The following is a 20,627-nucleotide window of genomic DNA, read 5'->3' as shown; positions in this document are numbered from 1 at the left end:
TCCGCCTATGCGACCCTGACGCCGGTGCCCCGTCGCGCCGAGTGCCATGCGACAGCGCTTTGGACGATAGTGTCAAGATCGACATGCCGGGGAGAAAAACCCAGAACTTCCGAGGCTTTCGAGGCATCAGCCACAAGCCGTGGCGGGTCGCCGTCCCGGCGCGACGCGATCATGTGGGGAACTGCACGCCCGAGGCAACGCTGGACTGCGGCGATGATCTCAAGGACGGAGTACCCCCGCCCGACGCCAAGGTTGAACTGGTCCGTCCGGCCGCCGTCCAGCAGGTATCGGCAGGCAGCGACATGGGCACGGGCAAGATCTGCGACGTGGATGTAGTCGCGTATCGCCGAGCCGTCAGGCGTGTCGAAATCCGTGCCGAAGACGTGGAAATCCTCGATATCCCCCAGCCCGGCAAGGATCGCCCGCGGGATAAGGTGTGTCTCGTCGCGATGCGCTTCGCCGATGTCCCCGTCGGCGTCGGCACCGGCGGCGTTGAAATACCGAAGCGCGACCGATCGAAGGCCGTAAGCATCCGAAAAGTCGCGCAAGATCTGCTCTACCATCAGTTTCGAGCGGCCATAGGGATTGATCGGCACCTGTGGTGTCGCTTCGGTGATCCGGTCCGTTCCGGGGGCGCCATAGGTTGCGCAGGTCGACGAAAAGATCAGCGGTATTCCCCCCGCCGCGCGCAGCGCTTCAGCAACATTGAGCGAACCCGACACGTTGTTGCTGTAGTAGACCGACGGTTCTTGCACCGATTGGCTGACATAGGCATGGGCCGCGAAATGAATCGCTGCCACCGGACGCGCGCGCAAAAGGGCAGCGGCGATCTCGTCGGGACGGCGGATGTCGCCCTCGATCAGCTCGCCCCATTTCACGAACTCCGCCTGCCCCTCGCTGAGGTTGTCGAACGCCACGGGCGCAAATCCGTTCCGATGCAACTCCTTGCAGGTATGGCTGCCGATGTATCCGGCGCCCCCGAACACGATCACCGTCTTCATGCGCCGTGCCCCGCCGCTTGGCGGTTCTGCCCGGCAAGCCTCACGTGATGGTCGATGGTTCTAGCCAGTCCTGTCCGGAGTGGCACGGTCGGCTCCCATCCCAAGAGCATGCGCGCCCGGGTGATGTCGGGGCGGCGCTGTTTGGGATCGTCTTGCGGCAGAGCCGCTGATGCAATGCCCGAGAGGGACGCTGTCATGTCGATGATGGTCCGGGCAAGCTCGAGGACCGTGATCTCTTCGGGGTTGCCGAGGTTCACCGGTCCAAGGGTCTCCTTGGTGTTCATCATCCGGCACAGACCGTCGACAAGGTCGTCATAGTAGCAGAAAGATCGCGTCTGCATGCCGGTGCCGAAGACGGTGATATCCTGCCCGCAAAGCGCCTGACTGATGAAACTGCTGATCACGCGCCCGTCTTCCGCGTTCATCCGCGGGCCATAGGTGTTGAAGATCCGCACGACGCGGACATCGACGCCGTGATGGCGATTGAAATCGAAGGTCAGTGTCTCGGCAATGCGTTTGCCTTCGTCATAGCAGGCGCGCGGGCCGGTATGGTTCACATTGCCATTATAGGTTTCGGGCTGTGGATGGATCTCGGGGTCGCCATAGGTTTCCGAGGTCGAGGCGAGCAGCATCCGTGCGCCAGTCCTGCGTGCGAGTTCCAAGGCGTTGAGCGTCCCCAGAAAGTTGATCTTGGCCGTCCGGATCGGATCGAGCTGATAGAGCGGTGGCGAGGCCGGCGACGCAAGGTGGTAGATCTGGTCATGGAGGCCGTCGAACGGGGCCATCACGTCATGCTCGACGAAGCTGAACGCAGGATCCTGCAGCGCCGTTTCGAGATTGCGCGCATGTCCGGTCAGGAAATTGTCGATGCCGGTGACCTCATGCCCCTCGGCAAGCAGACGGTCGCATAAGTGCGATCCGAGAAAACCGGCAGCACCCGTCACCAATATTTTCACGCGCCCGTACTCACACCAAAGGGTCGGACCGCCGCCATGCAGCAATGATGCCGTGCACAGGGGTACTTCTAATGGCTCAAGCATTGTCGCTATTGCGAAGTGGGTCAATTCCTTTATCGTTTGCATAGCGTAATACTGCGACACGCGAACGGTCCGCCGGTCGAATGGCGAAGGGCGACGGATGAACGGCAAGGTCGTCTTGATCCACGTTCCGAAAACGGCGGGGTCCAGCTTGCGCGCCGTGCTGGCCCATGCACTGGGCAGCGTCCATGGATCATCCCGCAAATTGATAGGCGTTGACGACCCGCAAAAGGGCCTGCCGTATTTCGAAGGACTGGCAGCCTCGGCCGCGCGACGCCTGCCCGAACTGTTCGAGGACGGCCTTCAGGTCATCTCCGGTCACTTCCGCTATCGCGACATCGTGCCTTTGCTGGGTCAACGTCGCAACAAGGTCTCGGTGATCACCTTTCTGCGGGACCCGGTGCGCCGGACCCTCTCGGATTACTATTATTCCGCTTCCGGCAGACATCCCGGAAGCGACGCGTTCCGCGATGCCTATCCGACCCTTGAAGCCTACACCCGCAACAGCGGCGAGATGAACAAGCAGGTCGATTACCTGCGGCCCTTCGAGAACGCGCCACTTGACCTGACGATTGCGAATGCCTTGCAAAATATTGATTTCATTGGCCTGACAGAACGGTTCGAGGCCGATGTGGGCCAGCTTTTCGACGCGATCCATGCGCCCTACCTTCCGCAGCCGGCACAAAATGTCAGCGTGGACCGCAACCCTGCCGATATGGCCTACGAGAGGCACCGCGCCCTGCTTGAAGAGATCCTGGCACCCGACATCGCGCTTTATGACGCGGTGGCCCGGCATCGACGTTTCCCGCGATAGACCATGATCGCATCCCGCCATGAAGACCCGGCATCCGCCCAAGGCGCTCTTGATCGCCGGACCGATCCGCGCGTGGCTGTCGAGCCGGCGGGTCGACCGCCTGAACTCTAACCCTTTCCGTGTCCCCGGAGGATGATGTCTTGTCTTGCGTGAAATCCACCATCGTCAACATCCATATCCCCAAGACTGCAGGCTCCACCTTCCGTAGACGAATCGGCCAGACGCTGCCGAAGGTGCTGCGCAAGGACAACCTGATCGGGATAGATGCGCCCCATCACAGGGGCTTGCCGAGGCAGGCGCAGCTGCGGGCCCTGGCCATGACCGTCTTCGACGATCTCGACCCGAGCTTTCCGAAATGCGTCACCGGTCACTATCACTACACCGCTATCGCCGATCTGATCGCCGCAAGGCGTGACGACCTGATCGTGACAACGACACTGAGGGATCCCGTCATCCGCATGCTGTCGGATTATGCCTACAGCACGTCCGCGCGCCACAGCGACAGGGACGCTTTTGTCGAAAGGTATCCCAGCTTCACGACGTTCCTCGAAGACCCGGTCCAGAGCAACAAGCAGGTCAAATACCTGCGGCCCTTCAAGGGAGCCACTGTAGAGGAGACGATCGAACACGTTTTGCAAAACTTCGACCACGTCGCCTTTACCGAAACCTTCGATGCCGATTTCGACCGGTTTGTGCGGCGTCTTGACCTTGCGCCCGCGCCGCCTGCCCGCGTCAACGAAAGCCCCAACAAGGCCTTGATCGAAGACCTGCTTGAAAGATTCGGCCCGCTTGTGATCCAGAAGAATTCCGACGACATCCTTCTGTACGAGGCCTTGTCCGCAGTTGATTGGGGCGACGCCCCGTTCAACCTCGTGGTTCCGGTGGCACGTGCCCGTTTTGCGGCGCGTAGGGCGGCATTGTCCGACAAGGCAGTGTCGCTGCTTCGAGAGGTCGAGGCGCATGGCCCCTGGCACCATGACATCGACCTGAACACCGAGGTCTCAACCGGCCTTGCCCTTCATGATAAGTCGGACAATGGAAATGTCTCGGTGACGCGGCCTTTGGACGTCTTCGAAAAGCAGATGCACAGTTTCTTTCCCGACGGCATGGCGGGCCGCTCCTTTCTGGATTGCGGGTGCAACGCGGGCGGCTACTGCTTTGCGGCCAAGGATGCCGGCGCGGATCGGACCTATGGCTTCGATGTGCGCCAGCACTGGATAGATCAGGCCAGGTTCGTTGCCGCCCGGCGGGAAGGAGGCGGCGATGGCATGCAATTCGAGGTCGCCGATCTGCTGGATCTGGAGGCGATGGAGGAAATGTTCGACGTGACCTGGTTTTCGGGGCTGCTCTATCATCTGCCCGATCCGGTCCGCGGCCTGAAGATCGCGGCCGACAAGACCCGCGATCTGATCGTCGTGAACACCGCCGTCGCCACAGGCCCGAACGATCCCGAAGACCGTCCGGCCCTGTCTCTCAAGTTCGAGTCGACCGAGACCGTGATGTCTGGTGTGCATGGTCTTGCCTGGCTTCCAAGCGGGCCGACCGTCTTGCGACACATTCTCGGAAGTCTCGGTTTTCCGGAAACGAAGGTCGTCATGTGGAACGCATGGAATGAAGCGGTGTCAGGGCATCCCAATGCGCGGATTGCAATGGTAGCCGCACGCGAACCCGGCCGCCTTGGGACCTCCTGATGCAAGGTGACAACCGCGCTGCGCACCGTCCCGCGTCTCTCGCCCTGGCAGCGCGCGTTTGATCAAGGCGCAACCTGCGGGCATCACGAGCACCCCGCAGTGATCCTCCGCAAGTCACGCGCCATGTATCCCAGTGTGGCGTGGAGGCCACCTGAGATGTCTTGTCATTGCGGTATTTTTGGCTCCGGCGGTAGGGATCGAACCTACGACCAATTGATTAACAGTCAACTGCTCTACCGCTGAGCTACGCCGGAACTGAGGCTGCGTATAGCAAGTGGGATTCGCAGCGTCCAGAGGGCGGGATGGAAAAAATCCCGCCGCGATCAGCGTCTGAGAAATGGCGCGGCGACACCGATCTGCGCGGTCGCGACCACAAGATTTCTTCCTTCAAGATCAATGAGGTGGGCAAGGACATTACGCTCCGCCGCGGGCAACAGGTTGGCGGGGATGTTGGTGTAGATCTGCAAGGCTATGGCGCTGGCCGTGGTTGGCGCGGTGGTGGAGAGGGCGTTCAGGATCTGCGCCTCGCGGGCCTCGCGGTGGGCGATGAGGTCGGCCAGTCGCGACCGCGGTGCCGTCACGGGGTCGCCGTGACCGGGGTGAAAGACGCGGTCCTCCCGTCTGGCCAGTTTGCGGCAAGATGCCATGAAGGCGCCCATGTCGCCGTCGGGCGGCGAGACCAGGGAGGTCGACCACCCCATCACAAGATCCCCTGTAAAGACAGCGCCTTTCCAGGCAAAGCTGAGGTGGTTGGCCATGTGACCGGGCGTCTCCAGCGCTGCGATCTCGCCCCAGTCTCCCGCTACGATATCGCCCTCCGCGATCCGGGCGTCGGGCACGAAATCGCGGTCCACCCCTTCGCCACCACCGATACCGGTCGATGCGGCAAGGGCCGCCATCACCGCGCTGCGGCCCCAATCCGAGGGGCCCGCCGCCAGCACGGGCGCGCCGGTCTGTTGCGACAGGCGCCGGGCGAGAGGGGAATGGTCGCGGTGCGAATGGGTGACGAGGATTGCGCCGATCCGCTCGCCCGGCGTGAGCGCGCCTAGGATCGCGTCCATGTGGCCTGCGTGATCGGGGCCGGGGTCTATCACTGCGACCTCACCCGTACCCACGATATAGGTGTTGGTTCCGCGAAAGGTCATCGGCGACGGGTTGGGAGCCGTCAGCCGCCTGAGCCCGGGTTCCAGCCACACTACGCCGCTTTCGCTTTCCATCCTCGCGCCCGCCCGGTTATCTGGTCCCATGGATTTCGGTTGGCTCAAACGGATGATGCCGCGGGGGCTGTATGGCCGGGCCGCGCTGATCTTGCTTGTGCCGATCGTCACCTTGCAGATTGTCGTCTCGGGCCAGATCCTGCAACGCTATTTCCGTGATGTGGCGGCGCAGATGACAACCGCGCTGGTGCTAGACTTGGCGCTTGTGCGCGACCAGATCGCCAGTGGCGGCCCGGCCGAAGACACGGCGCTTGCCCTGCAGATCACCATTGCCCCGGCTGCCGAGGGCCTGACCGCCGACCGGCGGCTGGTCTACGACCTGACCGGAATCGAAGCGATCCGTGTTCTGCGCCGCGACTTGCCCGATCTGGTCGCGGTCGATCTGATGACCGACGAACGCTTTCCTGTCGTGGCGTTGAGGGCGGGCGACGAAATCGTGGCGCTGTCGGTGCCGCGGCGGCGCATGTCGGCGTCGAACCCGCATCAATTGCTGGTGCTTATGGTGTTCTTCGGTCTCTTCATGACCTGGGTGGCCTATATCTTCTTGCGCAACCAGCTCAAGCCGATCCGACGGCTTGCGCTGGCTTCCGAAGCGTTCGGCAAGGGGCAGGTGGTCGAATATCATCCCTCGGGCGCAACCGAGGTGCGCAGCGCGGGCCGTGCCTTTCTCGACATGCGTGGCCGGATCGAGGCGATGCTCGAACAGCGCACCTTGATGCTCTCGGGGGTCAGTCATGACCTGCGCACGCCGCTGACGCGGATGAAACTGGGCCTGTCGATTCTGGATCAAGATGCCGATGTCGCGGCCTTGCTGCGGGACGTGGAAGAGATGGAGGCGCTGTTGGCGACCTTCCTCGATTTCGCCCGCGGCGAGGCGCTGGATGATCCCGTGCTTACCGATCCCGTCACCTTGGCGGACCAGATCGTGGCCGATGCGAAACGGATCGGCGGGCAGATCAGCCTGACGGCACCGGATCTGTCGGAGCCGGTGCTGTTGCGGCCGCAGGCGGTGCGGCGGTGCCTGTCCAACCTCGTGTCGAACGCGCTGCGCTATGGTGTCCATGCACGGCTGACCGTGGTGCTTGCGGATCGCGCGATCCGCTTCACCGTCGAGGATGACGGGCCCGGCATCCCGCCCGAGCGCCGCGCCGAAGCGCTCAAGCCCTTCGCGCGGCTGGATGCGGCGCGCAATCAGGACAAGGGATCGGGCGTCGGCCTCGGTCTGGCCATCGCGCGCGACATCGCGCAGCGCCACGGCGGCAGTCTTTCCTTGCGCGACAGTGCCGATCTGGGCGGGTTGCGGGTGGATCTGGTCTTGCCACGTTGAGGTGGGTTTTCCCGCTTCCGCGACATCTGTCGGGATGTCGTCATGGGCGGCTTGGGCGCGTTTGCCATGGGTCACGGCTTGGGCCGTTTGGGGATCGTCGATCAGGCCACCGACGGAATCACCATCGCACCGATGATGGCGATCGAGGATTGCGGTGTGCAAACACAGCCGAAGGTCACTGCGATCTCTTCCGGGACCCAAACATTCCGGGGCGCAACACCCTCGGACGCCATGCCTTCGGGCGGGGCGCTTTTGTGGCCAAGGTCCGTGGCACGAAACCTCATGGAATCCCGGGGTTGCACCACCAGCAGACGCCGCGCAAAGGCCATGCGGCGCCGCGTGTTTTCGGGATTGAACGTCAGCAGGGCGACCTTATCGCGCGCCGAGGTCGCAACGCCTGTCGGCACCCGATAGCTGTCCCCCGCCCCGATTTCGGGGAGGATGCCCACATGCTTGGTAATGCCGAAATTCTACAGTGCGCGGGTGAAACGATCATGGCCCGGTTCCTGATGGCCATGGTCGGGCGGACCTTTGCCACCGCCATCGGCCGCCGTCAGTTTGCCGCGCCGATCCAAGGCGCGCTTGACCTCACCAAACACTTGATGGCGCTGGTCGTGTTCCGTGACCTGCCGCAGCTCGGGGGGCGTATCTGATCGTCGAGCTGTGCGACCGGCTGAACGGCCCGCGCGGGATTGGCTGGTGGTGCGCGCTGACCGCCGTTCTGATCATCGTCATCGCCGTGACTGAGACCGCGCCGATCACGCCGCCAATCGGCATGAACCTCCCGGCTCTGAAGGTCGTTCTGCCCCGAGACGCCGGTTGCCCGCATCTTCAGGGTATTGTGCCCGGATCCGTCTGGGCGGGTTGCCGGCCTTTCCGGCGATCACATTCTGGCTGGGGCGCGCGGGCGGCTGGACTGCTCTTGTCCTCACGCACCCTTCAAGCCAAAACCCGGCAGAGGGTTCGTGCCAACGTGCATGATTTTCGACGCCGAACGGCGAATGTTGGGGCTTGGGCCAGGCGCGGTCATCGGCTGCGTTCGCCAGCACATCGGCTATGAGCCGAAACCGGCGGCGCACAGGACACCGACGCAAGGGCCATGGCGCAGAGGTCGACAAGACTTTGGCCACTGGCGATCTTACCTGTCACGGCGCCACTGGCGACAGGCCCCTTGGTTGCCTGCCGCACCAAGACACCGCACGACAAAGCACCGCGCCAGATGCTCATCTGCATGACATGCGCGGCCATCTCGACTAGAGCGGGCGCCATCGGGTTGCGCAGGCGCCGGAGCCTCAAGCGGGAAGTGAATGATGCGATTCTGGACGGCCATCGCCCTGATACTGGTCCTGTCGGCGGTCGGTCTCACCTACGAGATCGCGGCGGGGCGGGTTCTTGCGCCATATTTCGGCACCTCGCTCGTGACATGGACAGCGGTGATCGCGACGGTGCTGGCGGGCTTTTCGTTAGGCAACGCGCTGGGGGGCTTCATGGCCGAGCGCGACCGGCGCGTCGCCTTGCGCAACGTGCGCGCGGTGCTTGTGTCGACGGCGGTTCTGGCGGCGTTGTCGCCAACCATTCTCGGGCTTGTCTACAGTTTTGGCGCGCGCGGAACGGCGGGCATGCTGATCAGCGTCTTGGTGGCCTTCTTCCCGGCCTCCGTCCTGATCAGCGCCCCCTCGCCGCTGCTTGCGCGGCTCGCGGTCGAGGCCCGGCCCGGCCGCGAGGGGTCATCGCTCGGCATGGTGCTGGCGGCCGGGTCGCTTGGCGCGATCCTCGGGGCGGTTCTTGCGGGCTTCTTGGCCTTGCCCTTTGCCGGGTCCGTGGCGACCTTCGCGGCCTGCGGTGCGGCGGCGCTTTTGTGTGTGCCGTTCCTGCGAGAGACCGGGCAGGGCGGTGGCCCGAGGCCCGGAGCAGAGGAGTCGGAGACACCGTCGCTCGCACCGCTCCTGCCGATCGCGGCCCTTGTCGTGGCCAGCGCAGCCCTCGGTCCGGTCTGCCGCTACGAATCCGGGCTGTCTTGCATCGACATCACCCGGACCGGAGGGGCCATCAGTCTCTATTCCGACCGCACCCATCAGGCAGCCGAGCCGATCACGCGCGCGGGCGGTGCGACCGACGTCCCGATGGACCTTGTGATCCCGTATGCGCAGTGGATCTGGGCGCGCATGGACGCCGATCTTGGACCCGCGCCCTCGGTCCTGTTCATCGGGGGCGGGGGCTACACGCTGCCGACACGGCTGCTGTCGTCACGGCCTCAGGCGCATGCCGTAGCCGTCGAGATCGACCCGTTGATCACCGAGGTCGTGCGCCAGAACCTGCCACAGGCGGCCGAGATGATCGCGCGCGCGGGCTATGACGCCACGACCGGGGCACCGGAAGGCGGGACGCCGCCCGGACGGCTCGGGATCGTGCACGCGGACGGGCGCATCTATCTCAACGAGACCACGCGCCGCTACGACGCGGCGGTGATGGACGCCTTCTCGTCGGCCTCGGTGCCCGCCCACCTCGTCACACGCGAGACCTTCGCTCGGCTGCGTGCGATCGTGGACGGACCTGTCTACGTCAACCTGATCGACGCGCCGGACGGCCCGCTGGCCCGTGGCACCTACGCCATCTTGCGCGAGATTTATCCCCATGTCGTCGCGGTGCGCGGACCGACGGGGCCGAACGGGCGGGGCAATGTGATGCTGGCCGCCGCGCCCACGCCGCTTGCAGGTCTGGATTTCCTGCCGGAGGGTTACGCGCCGGCGCAGATTTCGGTCGCGCGCCCCTTCACCGACGATCGCGGCTGGGTCGGCTACAGGTAAACGCCCGGACGGGGCCGCGCGGCGCAGATCAACCGCCGGATCACTGGCCGGCGATGGCCGCAAAAGGCTGCACGGCCAGTTCGGTTCTGTACCAGTCGGCGATGATCCTGCGCTCTTCCGGCGTCATCTGGGTTACGTTGCCCGGCGGCATCGCGTGGCTGATGCCCGCCTGCAGGTAGATTGTGGTCGCATAGCGGGCGATCTCGGCCTCGGTGTCCAGTCGCACGCCGCGCGGTGCCCAGTGAATGCCGGGCCAGACCGGTTCGGCATTGTGGCACATGGAACAGCGACCCATCACGATGCCCGCCACCTCGTCGAAGCCTGCCGTCTCGACCACGGGCACGAGGTGGTCAGGCACCACGGCCTCCGCCTCCCAGTCGATCCCGCGGTGCATCGGGGCCGATGACAGCCACATGATCGCGATGAACAGCAGGGCCGTCACCCCCCATGTCCAGTGCGGGTTGCCCCCCCGCGCATGGCGGGTGTTGAAGTAATGCCGGATCAAAACGCCCATCAGGAAGACAAGGCTGGCGATCAGCCACGCATATTCGGTGCCGAAAGCCATGGGATAGTGGTTCGACAGCATCAAGAAGACCACCGGCAGCGTCAGGTAGTTGTTGTGGGTCGAGCGCAGCTTGGCGATCTTGCCGTATTTGGGGTCGGGGCTGCGGCCCGCCTTCAGGTCGGCCACCACGATGCGCTGGTTGGGCATGATGATGACGAACACATTCGCCGTCATGATCGTGGCGGTGAAGGCGCCCAGATGCAGCATCGCGGCCCGCCCGGTGAAGACCTGGTCATAGCCCCAGGCCATGGCAACCAGGATGACGAACAGGATCAGCATCAGCAGCGTCGGATGCTCGCCCAGTGGGCTTTTGCACAATTGGTCGTAGATGAGCCAGCCAACGGCCAGCGAGCCCGCCGAGATGCCGATCGCCTGCCAGACCGCAAGATCGACCTTGTCGTAGTCGATCAAGAACATCTCGGCCCCGGACCAGTAGACCAGCGCCAAGAGCGCTGCCCCCGACAGCCATGTGCTGTAGCTTTCCCATTTGAACCAGGTCAGGTGCTCGGGCATCTGTGCGGGCGCGACGAGGTATTTCCGGATGTGGTAGAACCCCCCGCCATGGACCTGCCATTCCTCGCCATGGGCACCCGCGGGGAGGTCGTCGGCTTTGCGCAGCCCAAGGTCGAGCGCGATGAAGTAAAAGCTCGACCCGATCCAGGCCATCGCCGTGATCACGTGCAGCCAGCGGACCGCGAAGGCGATCCAGTCGGTCATGATGGCAAGGTCATACATCGCTGGGCTCCATCCCCGGTCCGGTTCCGGCACCAGACTAGGCCCAAGCTCAATTCCGTGATAATTCCTGATTATCTGCAGGACCTTCAAGAAATCCGAAAGAATGACGGCATGAACAACATCAACAACGTCCGCATGTTCGTCCGTGTGTTCGAGCTTGAGAACATGTCGGCCGCCGCGCGTGACCTGCGGGTGTCGGCGGCCGTCGCCTCCAGCCGGATCGGCGAACTGGAAAAACACCTTGGCGTACGCCTGTTCACGCGCACCACGCGGTCGATCCAGCCCACGGAACAGGGCCGCATCTTCTACGACAAGGCGGTGGCGATCCTGGATGCCGTCGACGAGGCCGAGGCGGCGGTGCATGAGATCACCCGCAAGCCGCGCGGCTCGCTGTTCGTGGCGGCAACGCTGGGTGTCGGGCGGCGACTGGTCGCGCCCCATATCGCCGAGTTTCAGAGGGAATATCCCGACATACACCTGCGCTTGCGCCTGTCGGACCGCAAGATCGACCTGATGGCCGAAGGGCTGGACCTTGCCTTCGTGCTGGGCAACCCGCCCGATTCCGCGCATCGCATCCGGGTGATCGACGAATGCCCGCGGGTGCTGTGCGCCTCACCGGACTACATCGCCCGGCGCGGCGCGCCGCAGCGGGGTTTCGACCTGCTGAACGACGGGCATGATTGTCTGCTCTTGCGCTTCCCCGGATCGACCGAGTTTCGCTGGATGCTGGAAACGACGGACGGGCCGCAATCCTTTGCGGTATCGGGGCCGGCCAGCTGCGATGACGGCGATGTGCTGACGCAATGGGCGCTCGACGGTCGAGGCATCATCAACAAGCCGGTCTTTGACGTGGCCGACCATCTGCAGGCGGGCCGCCTTGTGGCAGTCTGCCCGCAGTCGCCGCCGCCGCGCGCGCAACTCGCCGTGCTCTATCCGCACAAACGCAACCAGGACCCCAAGGCGCGGCTGTTCATCGACTTCATGGTGGCCCGGATCAAGGCATCGCTGCGCAGCGATGCGCCCGCCGGTCAGCTGCCCCTGTAAGTGGAATAGCCGAAGGGCGAGAGCAGCAGCGGCACATGATAATGCGCGGCCTCCTCCATGCGGAACCGCAGCGGGATCAGGTCGAGAAAACCATCGGGCGCCTTTGCCGCGCGCAGATAGGCGCCAGCCTCGAAGACCAGTTCGTAGTCGCCGGGCGCGAAGGCAGTGGCGGGCAAGATCGGCGTGTCCGTCCGGCCATCGGCATTCGTGGTCATGTCGGCCAGCGCCTCGCGCCGGTCGCCATCCAGCCGGTAGAGCCGAATACGCATCCCGGCGGCCGGCAGCCCGCGCGCGGTGTCGAGGACATGGGTGGTCAGGTATCCGGTCATCGCGCTCTCCCCCGTTGTGCCATCCCTGTGCCGCAGCTCCGCGCAGGCCAGAAGCGCGGACATTGCGAAACACTTTCAAGATTCGTTTGAAAGACCGAATATTCACCTTGGTTTATCCATAAGGTGAATTCGGGGAGGATGATTTTGGCACCCTATCCACGCGACCTGAGGGGATATGCCGGGCAACCGCCCGTGGCCGACTGGCCCGGCGGGGCCCGCATCGCGGTGCAATTCGTCCTGAACTACGAGGAAGGCGGAGAAAATTGCACCCTCCACGGTGACCCCGCATCCGAGGCCTTTCTGAGCGAGATCGTGGGGGCGCAAGCTTGGCCGGGGCAGCGCCACTGGAACATGGAATCGATCTACGAGTATGGCGCGCGGGCGGGGTTCTGGCGGGTCCATGACCTGTTCACGGCGCGCAACCTGCCGGTGACGGTCTATGGCGTAGCCACCGCGCTGGCCCGCAGTCCCGATCAGGTCGCCGCGATGCAGGATGCCGGGTGGGAAATCGCCAGCCACGGCCTGAAATGGGTCGAGCACAAGGACATGACCGAGGCCGATGAGCGTGCGACCATTGCGCAGGCGGTGCGCCTGCATACAGCCGTCACCGGGACCGCGCCGCGTGGTTGGTATACCGGGCGCTGTTCGGCCAATACCGTGCGGCTGATCGCCGAACAGGGCGGATTTGCCTATGTCTCGGACAGCTACGCCGATGATCTGCCCTACTGGTTACGGGTTGGTGACCGCGACCAGCTGGTGATCCCCTACACGCTCGATGCCAACGACATGCGGTTTGCCACGCCGCAAGGCTTCAACGCGGGCGACCAGTTCGAGGCCTACCTGCGCGACAGCTTCGACACGCTCTACGACGAGGGTTTTCGCGGCGCGCCCAAGATGCTTTCGATCGGTTTGCATTGCCGCCTGATCGGGCGGCCCGGGCGCATCGCAGCGTTGCGCCGGTTTCTCGACTACATCGAGGGGTTCGAAGGCGTCTGGATCACCCGCCGCATCGACATCGCGGAGCATTGGGCGCGCACCCATCCGCCGCGGCGTCCGGCGCTGATCCCGTCCGATCTGACGCGCGAGGGGTTCGTGCAATGCTTCGGCGGCGTCTTCGAGCATTCCGCCTGGGTTGCGGAACGCGCCTGGGACGAAGGGATCGGCCCCGCCAACGACAGCGCGCGCGGGCTTCATGCGGCGTTGACGCGCGTGTTCCGCATGGCCAATGACGTTGCCCGGTTGGGCGTGCTGACGGCGCACCCCGACCTTGCGGGCAAGCTGGCCGCCGCCCGGCGGCTGACGCCCGAATCCACCGCCGAACAGGCGAGCGCGGGCCTTGACGCGCTGACCGACGTAGAGCGGGCCACCTTCACCGACCTCAACGCACGCTACGTCGCGCGCTTCGGCTTTCCCTTCATCATCGCCGTGCGCGACCACGACAAGGCGGGCATCCTGCGGGCCTTCGAGGCCCGGCTTGAGAATTCCCGCGACACCGAATTCGCCGAGGCCTGCCGCCAGGTCGAACGCATCGCGCGCCACCGCATATCGGAGATGTTGCCTGCATGACCCAAGCCCCCGCCAGCTATTACGCCGCCCTTGGTGGCCACCCGCCGCAGACGCAGATCATGACCGACCGCGCCGTCTTCACCGAAGCCTATGCGGTCATCCCCAAGGGTACGATGCGAGACATCGTTACGAGCGCGTTTCCCTTCTGGACCGGCACGCGGGCCTGGGTTCTGGCCCGGCCAATGACGGGGTTTGCCGAAACCTTCGCGCAATCCATCGTCGAGATCGCGCCGGGCGGGGGCTCCGACCGGCCCGAGCCCGACACGGGCGTGCAGGGCGCGCTCTTCGTGGTGCAGGGCAGTGTGACCGTCACGCTGGACGGGCAGGATCACGCGCTGACGCCCGGCGGCTTTGCCTATCTTCCGGCGGGCAGCGGTTGGACGATCCGCAATGCGGGCGACACGGCTGCGCTGTTTCACTGGGTGCGCAAGCGGTTCGAGGCTGTCGAGGGGCTGGACCGCCCCGATCCGATTTTCGCCAACGAGGCCGATATCGCCCCCAGCGCCATGCCCGGCACCGAAGGCCGCTGGGCCACTACGCGGTTCATCGACCCGGCGGATCTGCGCTACGACATGCATCTCAACGTCGTGACGTTCGAACCCGGCGCCTGCATCCCCTTTGCGGAAACGCATGTGATGGAGCACGGGCTTTATGTGCTGGAAGGCAAGGCCGTCTACCGTCTGAACCGCGACTGGGTCGAGGTGGAGGCGGGTGATTTCATGTGGCTGCGCGCGTTTTGCCCGCAGGCCTGCTACGCCGGTGGGCCGGGGCGGTTCCGCTACCTGCTCTACAAGGATGTGAACCGGCACGTCGACCTGCCGGGCCGCTTCGGCTGAGACGACACCCGCGACGGGGCCCGGAAGGAGGAGCCGGACCCCGTCACACGACAGCCCCGCGTGCCGGGGCGCCATACAAGGGAGGAAACACCATGGCAGACAGGTCCATCGGGACGCCGGAGCAGCTCCGCGATCCCAACTACACCCCGCCGCTGGCCAAAGCCGTGCCGCTGGGCATTCAGCATGTGCTGGCGATGTTCGTCTCGAATGTCACGCCCGCGATCATCGTCTGCGGGGCGGCGGGTTTCGGATTCGGGTCGAACTCACCCGATTTCCCCGAGATGATCTACATGATCCAGATGTCGATGTTCTTTGCGGGTATCGCGACCCTGTTTCAGACCGTCGGCATCGGCCCGGTGGGGGCGCGGCTGCCGATCGTGCAGGGCACGTCCTTTGCCTTCATCCCGATCATGATCCCGCTGGTCGCGGGCCAGGGCGTTGAGGCGATGTCGGTCCTTATGGGCGGCGTGCTGGTGGGTGGACTGTTCCATGCCGTGCTCGGGCTGTTCATTGGCAAGGTCCGCTTTGCGCTGCCGCCGCTGGTGACGGGGCTTGTGGTGATGATGATCGGTCTGGCGCTGGTCAAGGTCGGCATCCAGTATGCGGCAGGCGGCGTGCCCGCCATCGGCACACCAGAATATGGCAGCCTGCAGAACTGGACCGTCGCGGGCACCGTCATCGTGGCGACGCTGGGCCTGAAATTCTTCGCGCGCGGGATGCTGTCGGTCTCGGCCGTGCTGCTCGGTCTTCTGGCGGGCTATGCGGTGGCATGGGCCTTTGGCATGGTCAGCTTCGCGGCAGTCGGGCGCGCGGCGATCGTGGCCTTGCCCGATCCCTTCCATTTCGGGATCGAGTTTTCGGTCGCGGCGATCATCGGCTTTTGCCTGATGGCCTTCGTCTCGGCGGTCGAGACGGTGGGCGACGTCTCGGGGATCACCAAGGGCGGCGCGGGCCGCGAGGCCACCGACCGCGAGATCGAGGGCGCGACCTATGCCGACGGTTTCGGCACCGCCATCTCGGGTGTCTTCGGCGCGCTGCCCAACACCTCCTTCAGCCAGAATGTCGGCCTGATCGCCATGACCGGCGTGATGAGCCGCCATGTCGTGACCATCGGTGCCGTCTTCCTGATCCTGTGCGGCCTCGTGCCCAAGGTGGGGGCGGTCATCTCCACGGTCCCGATCGAGGTGCTGGGCGGCGGCGTGATCGTGATGTTCGGCATGGTGGTCGCGGCCGGCATCTCGATGCTGTCGGATGTGCATTGGAACCGGCGCAACATGGTGATCTTCGCCATCGCCCTGTCGCTGGGGCTGGGACTGCAGCTTGAACCGCAGGCGCTGCAATACCTGCCCGAGACGGTGAAGGTGCTGGCCACCTCGGGCATCTTGCCTGCGGCCCTGATCGCCATCGTGCTGAACCTGCTGCTGCCCAAGGACCTCGCGGCCGAGGCGACCGAAGAAGTCTCGGGCGGTCTGGCCGGCCATGGCGGCGGCAGCATGCCCGGCAAGTAGGGCACCGCTGAGCCAAGCTTTGACGATCTGGCCCCCGGCGTCCCTGCGCCGGGGGCTTTCACCGGGACTGGCGGTCTTGACGAAACCGCCCCTTGGTGGGGACTTCAACGCGGTGGCCAAAACGGCCCGATCAAGTCGCAAGTCTTCTCGCCTGCCTCGAACATGCCGGAGCGCAGCACTCACCCCGTATCGGGCGGCGATTTTGGGGCAGCTGCCTTGCGGCGTCGTGATCGTCACGGCCGTCACCCATGGGCCGAGGGTGATCTCACGGGGTGACATCAATGGATCAACGCAGCCAGCTTGCGTCTCCGCATGTCCGGTCCAAGCCCATCGGGGCTGGATGCTGCACCGTGGAGAGCCGCGGATCTGCCGCCACGGCCTTCATCGCCGCCCGCGCCTCGGCCTCGTTCGGGCGGCGCGGGAGATGGCCGGAAATTTCCGTTCCGCCCAACCCCACCTCAACCAGACAGCTTGATGACCACCCGGGATCACACCCTCGGCGGTGTTGAAATCACACCACATGCTCGGGCGCTCACTCCAATTCGCAGGGGGCAGGGCATTTGACCCCGGAATGAGCCGAAATCCACAATCAACGACGGTCCACGTCACGGTGAAAGACCGCGCTCAGTTCCATGTGCCATGAGCGGTTGCTGGGGCCTGCGTCGGGTCAGGTTGGGTTCGAGATAGGGCTTTTCCTGCGCCATGCAGGTCACGAAACGCACCCACGGTTCGGCATCCGGTTCGATACTCTTGGCAGGTGGCTCCGCGCAACGCCCCGCCCCATCACCTGTGCCAGCACGATCAGCACATCACTCAGCGCCGATGCGACCAAGGCCGCGCCGATCACAAGCCAGATCCGCGAGCGACTTGGGCGCCACCAGTACCGCAGCCACCGCCGCCAGCGGGACGAGACCGTCCAGCAGGTCGATCCGGGAGGCGGGCCGGACCGCCGGGACGATGTAGGCAAGCCAGGCCAGCGGCGGGATCAAGCGGAGCCGATCGGTTGCGCCCAGCGCCTCCCCGGCACCATGTAGTGCTGCGCCAAGGCGATGATCATAGATTGGACGGCACACAGCGCCAGCAGCAGTCCGAGCGTGGTCAGCCGCCGCTCGCCCACCCACAGGCGCAGGCAGGTGAAGGCGAGGAGGAGCGCCACAAAAACAGGGATGGGAAGCGTGGGCATGGGCGGGTCGTTGCGGTTGGCAACACCCGAGCGTCAGTCCGAAATCCGGATCGAGGCGACCTGAAGCCGGAAACAGGACGCCGAAGACGACGGCGGCGGGACAGAACGGGCCATCGCAAGACCGAGCGCAGACCTGTCATGAAGACCATTGCAATCGCCATTGCCCTTTCATCCCTTGCCAGCAGCGCCGCGGCCGAAGGTCCCGGCCTCAGGATCGCCCGGATCCACATACCCCATCACGATGCCGAGGCCCGCGTCGCGGTCCGGTATCCGCGCGGCGCGGGCGGAACGCCGACCCGCCATGCCGAAGACGCAGTGGTCCAAGGCATCGAGGCCTTCGCCGATGCGGACCCGGCGCAGGGCACGTTTCCGGTCGTGCTGTTCAGCCACGGAATGGGCGGCACCGACCGGGCGCAGGCCTGGCTGGGTGCGGGCCTTGCGGATCTGGGCGCCATCGTCGTGATGTTTGAACCACCCCAGCTCGACCTGGCGCGAGGTCGACATGTCCGAAGATGTGCGGCACCGGACCCGCGCCGCCGATCTGTCGAGGGCGCTTGACCTTCTGGGCGAAGGTCCGGATCTCGGCCGGCATCTGGATGCCATGCAGGTGATGGCGGCGGGGTTCCCGTTTGGGGGTTGGACGGCGCTGTCGCTGGGCTCGTTGCCGCCTGCACGGTCCATGTCGAAACGATGGAAGCCTGCGACATGCTGCTGCCCGACGAGGTCGGCCTGCCGCGTCAGGACCCGGCACTGTGGAATGCCAGCCATTTCGACCCCCGCGTCACGAGGGTGGCGGCGATCGATCCTGGGTTCGTCTGGGGCCTCGATGACGGGGATGCGGCCGCGCTTGTGCCGGATGCGCTTTTGATCGGGCTGGGGGACAGTGAGACGCAGATAATGGCCACGGACTTCACCGAAAACGGTTTGCCGCTCTGGTCGCCGACGCGCGGGTCATGCGGCTTGCTCCGGCGTTCCACTTTACGGCGACCCCTTCGTGCCAATTGGCAGGGGCCGCGATACTGGAAGCGGATCAAGATGACCCTGTCTGCACCGACCCGGCCGGCACGGACCGTGCAGCGGTGCGTGCCACGATCATCACCGCGATTGCCAACGCACTGGGCCTGTGAGCGAACCTGCCGTTCGCCCCTTGTCGGCGAACGGCGCCTTGTGCGGACCGGCGGACGCTCAGAACCCGAATGTGTTGCCAAAAGCCGCAATGGCGGATTGGGCGAAGCTGGCTACGCGGCAAGGGACGGGCTTGAGAGGCCGGCATGGGCCGCCGATGCGCGAAACAAGTCACGTTACCCTTTTGTTGAACGCAGGCTGGCGCTGAGCCTGATCTGCGTATGGCCCCCCGCCATGGCCTGTCAAAGCGCCGTGGGGGCAGCCGATATGTCGCGCGTGATGACAGGGTCGACCGCGCCGGGTCGCGCGCTGCCGGCCTAGACCGGCTCGGCAATGATGATCGGGGACCCGGCCGCCTCGATATCGCGGCCTGCGGCCAGAAGGATATCCTCGCGGAAGCGCGGACCGATGAGCTGCACGCCCACGGGCCGTCCCTTTGCCTGACCGGTCGCGACCGTCAGCCCGGGCATGCCGATCGCCGGAAGCGCCCGTTGCGTCAGCTGCGCCTCGAAGACACGGGCGAAAGCCGCCTCGGACTGGACATCGAGTTGCTGATCGAAAGGCAATTCGCCAGAGACGGGGCAGAGCACGACCGGATAGTCGCCAAGGAACCGCTGCCACTCGCGCATGAGGCCTGCACGGGCCTGCAGCGCCTGCATCAGCGTACCGAAGCCGACATCGCCCGCATCCTCGGACATGCGGGCGAAGACGAATTGCGCGTCCGCCTCGGCCTCGCGGGCCACCATGTCGGCCGCACCGAACTGCACCTCCGCCATCCAGAGGCAGGCGTTGATCGCGGCCGCAGTCCGCATCGGCGGACCATCCACCTCATCCACCGTCCAGCCAGCGGCACGCAGCCGGGCGGCGGCATCTTGCAGTGCTGCCACCACGTCGTCGCTGACCGGCATGCCGTCGGGGGCCAACATAAGCGCCACGCGGCGCGGGACATCGGTCAACGCGGGCTGGGGCACATACCACGGGTCGCGCGCATCGGGCGCGGACATGGCCGCAAAGGCAAGCTCGACATCCCCGATGCTGCGCGCAAGGGGGCCCGAGACGGCCATGAGCTGCGCTCCGATGAACCGGTCGGGCGCGCTGGAATTCCACGCAGGCACCCTGCCGGGTGTCGGGCGCAACCCGTGCAGCCCGCAGGCATAGGCGGGATAGCGGATCGACCCGGCGATATCGGTGCCATGCCCGACGGCGCAAATGCCCGCAGCCACCGCCGCGGCCGTCCCGCCCGACGAGCCGCCGGGAGTGATCAGTCGGTTGCGGGGATTGAGCGTCTGGCCGTGCAGATCGTTCTTGGTGAACCAGCGCAGCGAAAAGGCGGGCGTGTTGGTGCGCCCGACGATGATGCCGCCCGCCTTGCGGATGTTGGCGACGACCGGGCTGTCTTCCGTCGCGACATGGTCCTTGAGCAGGCGCAGGCCGTTGGTCGTGGCATGGCCCTTCTGGTCGACGTTGACCTTGATCGTGACAGGCACGCCGCAAAGCGGGCCGGGGTCCTCGCCGCGACCCAGTGCGGCATCGAGCTGCCTTGCGGCTTCCATCGCCTCTTCGGGGAACTCTTCGACCACGGCGTTGATCGTCGGGTTTACCGCCTCGAGCCGGGCAAGATGGGCCTGTGTCACCTCAACCGCCGAAAGCCGCCGCGCCCGCACCTCGGCCGCGATGAGGCCCGCCGTCATCTCCCAGATCGCCGTCATGGATGCACCCCTTCACCGCCGCACCGGGCCACGTTCGCAGGCCTGTCGGGGTTTGTCGACAGGTCAAGGGACCGGCAGTTCGATGACCCGCATCACAGGGGTCATTGAGATTGCCGATCCGGCGTCAAGAACT

The 20,627-nt window shown here is 65.3% G+C and carries 20 protein-coding genes and 1 tRNA gene; 11 read left to right on the top strand and 10 right to left on the bottom strand.

Going from position 1 to position 20,627, the window contains the following annotated elements:
* Window positions 1-5: 5 nt before the first annotated feature.
* Together galE and C7455_RS04820 are read right to left on the bottom strand one after the other, a co-directional pair.
* A complete protein-coding gene (galE, locus tag C7455_RS04825) occupies window positions 6-1,001 on the bottom strand; it encodes a UDP-glucose 4-epimerase GalE (protein WP_109665964.1) in 996 nt (331 codons plus the stop codon).
* Complete coding sequence (locus C7455_RS04820; RefSeq protein ID WP_109665963.1) at window positions 998-1,957, bottom strand: UDP-glucuronic acid decarboxylase family protein; 960 nt, start codon at window positions 1,955-1,957, stop codon at window positions 998-1,000. The genes galE and C7455_RS04820 overlap by 4 nt, the downstream gene beginning before the upstream one ends.
* A 181-nt stretch (window positions 1,958-2,138) precedes the next feature.
* On the opposite strand from C7455_RS04820, the gene C7455_RS04815 reads away from it, so the two are divergent.
* A complete protein-coding gene (locus tag C7455_RS04815) occupies window positions 2,139-2,852 on the top strand; it encodes a sulfotransferase family 2 domain-containing protein (RefSeq protein ID WP_109665961.1) in 714 nt (237 codons plus the stop codon).
* Window positions 2,853-3,001: 149 nt separating this feature from the next.
* Window positions 3,002-4,543, top strand: a complete 1,542-nt coding sequence (locus C7455_RS04810; RefSeq protein ID WP_109665959.1) for a class I SAM-dependent methyltransferase — start codon at window positions 3,002-3,004, stop codon at window positions 4,541-4,543.
* A gap of 179 nt (window positions 4,544-4,722) precedes the next feature.
* Here the strand turns inward: C7455_RS04810 and C7455_RS04805 are convergent.
* Window positions 4,723-4,797, bottom strand: a tRNA-Asn gene (locus C7455_RS04805).
* A 69-nt stretch (window positions 4,798-4,866) separates the two neighbouring features.
* The gene (locus tag C7455_RS04800) at window positions 4,867-5,790 is read right to left on the bottom strand and encodes an MBL fold metallo-hydrolase (RefSeq protein WP_245904211.1); all 924 of its coding nucleotides are present in this window, start codon (window positions 5,788-5,790) and stop codon (window positions 4,867-4,869) included.
* On the opposite strand from C7455_RS04800, the gene C7455_RS04795 reads away from it, so the two are divergent.
* Complete coding sequence (locus C7455_RS04795) at window positions 5,789-7,087, top strand: ATP-binding protein (protein ID WP_109665955.1); 1,299 nt, start codon at window positions 5,789-5,791, stop codon at window positions 7,085-7,087. The two genes, C7455_RS04800 and C7455_RS04795, sit on opposite strands and share 2 nt — an antisense overlap.
* A gap of 101 nt (window positions 7,088-7,188) precedes the next feature.
* On the opposite strand, the gene C7455_RS20310 is transcribed toward C7455_RS04795, so the two are convergent.
* Window positions 7,189-7,416, bottom strand: coding sequence for a cupredoxin domain-containing protein (locus C7455_RS20310; protein WP_211315431.1), 228 nt, complete (start codon window positions 7,414-7,416; stop codon window positions 7,189-7,191).
* 165 nt (window positions 7,417-7,581) lie between these two features.
* Here C7455_RS20310 and C7455_RS20065 point away from each other — a divergent pair, with 165 nt between their 5' ends.
* Complete coding sequence (locus C7455_RS20065; RefSeq protein WP_170118994.1) at window positions 7,582-7,740, top strand: hypothetical protein; 159 nt, start codon at window positions 7,582-7,584, stop codon at window positions 7,738-7,740.
* 654 nt (window positions 7,741-8,394) lie between these two features.
* The gene (locus C7455_RS04780; RefSeq protein WP_245904210.1) at window positions 8,395-9,894 is read left to right on the top strand and encodes a fused MFS/spermidine synthase; all 1,500 of its coding nucleotides are present in this window, start codon (window positions 8,395-8,397) and stop codon (window positions 9,892-9,894) included.
* Window positions 9,895-9,934: 40 nt separating this feature from the next.
* Here the strand turns inward: C7455_RS04780 and C7455_RS04775 are convergent, their stop codons facing one another.
* Window positions 9,935-11,194, bottom strand: coding sequence for a urate hydroxylase PuuD (locus C7455_RS04775; protein WP_109665950.1), 1,260 nt, complete (start codon window positions 11,192-11,194; stop codon window positions 9,935-9,937).
* Between the two features lie 111 nt (window positions 11,195-11,305).
* On the opposite strand from C7455_RS04775, the gene C7455_RS04770 reads away from it, so the two are divergent.
* The gene (locus tag C7455_RS04770; RefSeq protein ID WP_109665948.1) at window positions 11,306-12,238 is read left to right on the top strand and encodes a LysR family transcriptional regulator; all 933 of its coding nucleotides are present in this window, start codon (window positions 11,306-11,308) and stop codon (window positions 12,236-12,238) included.
* On the opposite strand, the gene uraH is transcribed toward C7455_RS04770, so the two are convergent.
* Entirely contained in the window at window positions 12,223-12,567 is a 345-nt protein-coding gene (uraH, locus tag C7455_RS04765; protein ID WP_109666193.1) for a hydroxyisourate hydrolase, read from the bottom strand. The two genes, C7455_RS04770 and uraH, sit on opposite strands and share 16 nt — an antisense overlap.
* Before the next feature lie 144 nt (window positions 12,568-12,711).
* Here uraH and puuE point away from each other — a divergent pair, with 144 nt between their 5' ends.
* The 3 genes from puuE to C7455_RS04750 all read left to right on the top strand — a co-directional run bounded on the left by puuE (window position 12,712) and on the right by C7455_RS04750 (window position 16,477).
* Window positions 12,712-14,133 (top strand): allantoinase PuuE, encoded by a 1,422-nt coding sequence (puuE, locus tag C7455_RS04760; protein ID WP_109666191.1) that lies wholly within the window; start codon window positions 12,712-12,714, stop codon window positions 14,131-14,133.
* Window positions 14,130-14,969, top strand: coding sequence for a bifunctional allantoicase/(S)-ureidoglycine aminohydrolase (locus C7455_RS04755; RefSeq protein WP_109665946.1), 840 nt, complete (start codon window positions 14,130-14,132; stop codon window positions 14,967-14,969). The genes puuE and C7455_RS04755 overlap by 4 nt, the downstream gene beginning before the upstream one ends.
* Before the next feature lie 92 nt (window positions 14,970-15,061).
* Window positions 15,062-16,477, top strand: a complete 1,416-nt coding sequence (locus C7455_RS04750; protein ID WP_109665944.1) for a uracil-xanthine permease family protein — start codon at window positions 15,062-15,064, stop codon at window positions 16,475-16,477.
* Between the two features lie 809 nt (window positions 16,478-17,286).
* On the opposite strand, the gene C7455_RS04745 is transcribed toward C7455_RS04750, so the two are convergent.
* Window positions 17,287-17,466 (bottom strand): hypothetical protein, encoded by a 180-nt coding sequence (locus C7455_RS04745; protein WP_109665942.1) that lies wholly within the window; start codon window positions 17,464-17,466, stop codon window positions 17,287-17,289.
* Window positions 17,463-17,660 carry a hypothetical protein gene (locus tag C7455_RS04740; protein WP_109665940.1) on the bottom strand — a complete coding sequence of 66 codons (198 nt, stop codon included), beginning with the start codon at window positions 17,658-17,660 and terminating at the stop codon, window positions 17,463-17,465. The genes C7455_RS04745 and C7455_RS04740 overlap by 4 nt, the downstream gene beginning before the upstream one ends.
* A gap of 138 nt (window positions 17,661-17,798) precedes the next feature.
* On the opposite strand from C7455_RS04740, the gene C7455_RS19830 reads away from it, so the two are divergent.
* Both C7455_RS19830 and C7455_RS20060 read left to right on the top strand, forming a co-directional pair.
* Window positions 17,799-18,218: a hypothetical protein gene (locus tag C7455_RS19830; protein WP_146199921.1), complete on the top strand. Its 420-nt coding sequence runs from the start codon at window positions 17,799-17,801 to the stop codon at window positions 18,216-18,218.
* Window positions 18,219-18,613: 395 nt separating this feature from the next.
* Window positions 18,614-18,787, top strand: coding sequence for a hypothetical protein (locus C7455_RS20060; RefSeq protein ID WP_170118993.1), 174 nt, complete (start codon window positions 18,614-18,616; stop codon window positions 18,785-18,787).
* 315 nt (window positions 18,788-19,102) lie between these two features.
* On the opposite strand, the gene C7455_RS04725 is transcribed toward C7455_RS20060, so the two are convergent.
* The gene (locus C7455_RS04725; RefSeq protein WP_109665934.1) at window positions 19,103-20,494 is read right to left on the bottom strand and encodes an amidase family protein; all 1,392 of its coding nucleotides are present in this window, start codon (window positions 20,492-20,494) and stop codon (window positions 19,103-19,105) included.
* Between the last annotated feature and the right edge of the window lie 133 nt (window positions 20,495-20,627).

This window comes from Roseicyclus mahoneyensis, assembly GCF_003148775.1.
Taxonomy (GTDB): Bacteria; Pseudomonadota; Alphaproteobacteria; order Rhodobacterales; family Rhodobacteraceae; genus Roseicyclus; species Roseicyclus mahoneyensis.
The sequence above is the reverse complement of the archived record's forward strand: the minus strand, read 5'-3'. Positions and strand labels throughout refer to the sequence as shown.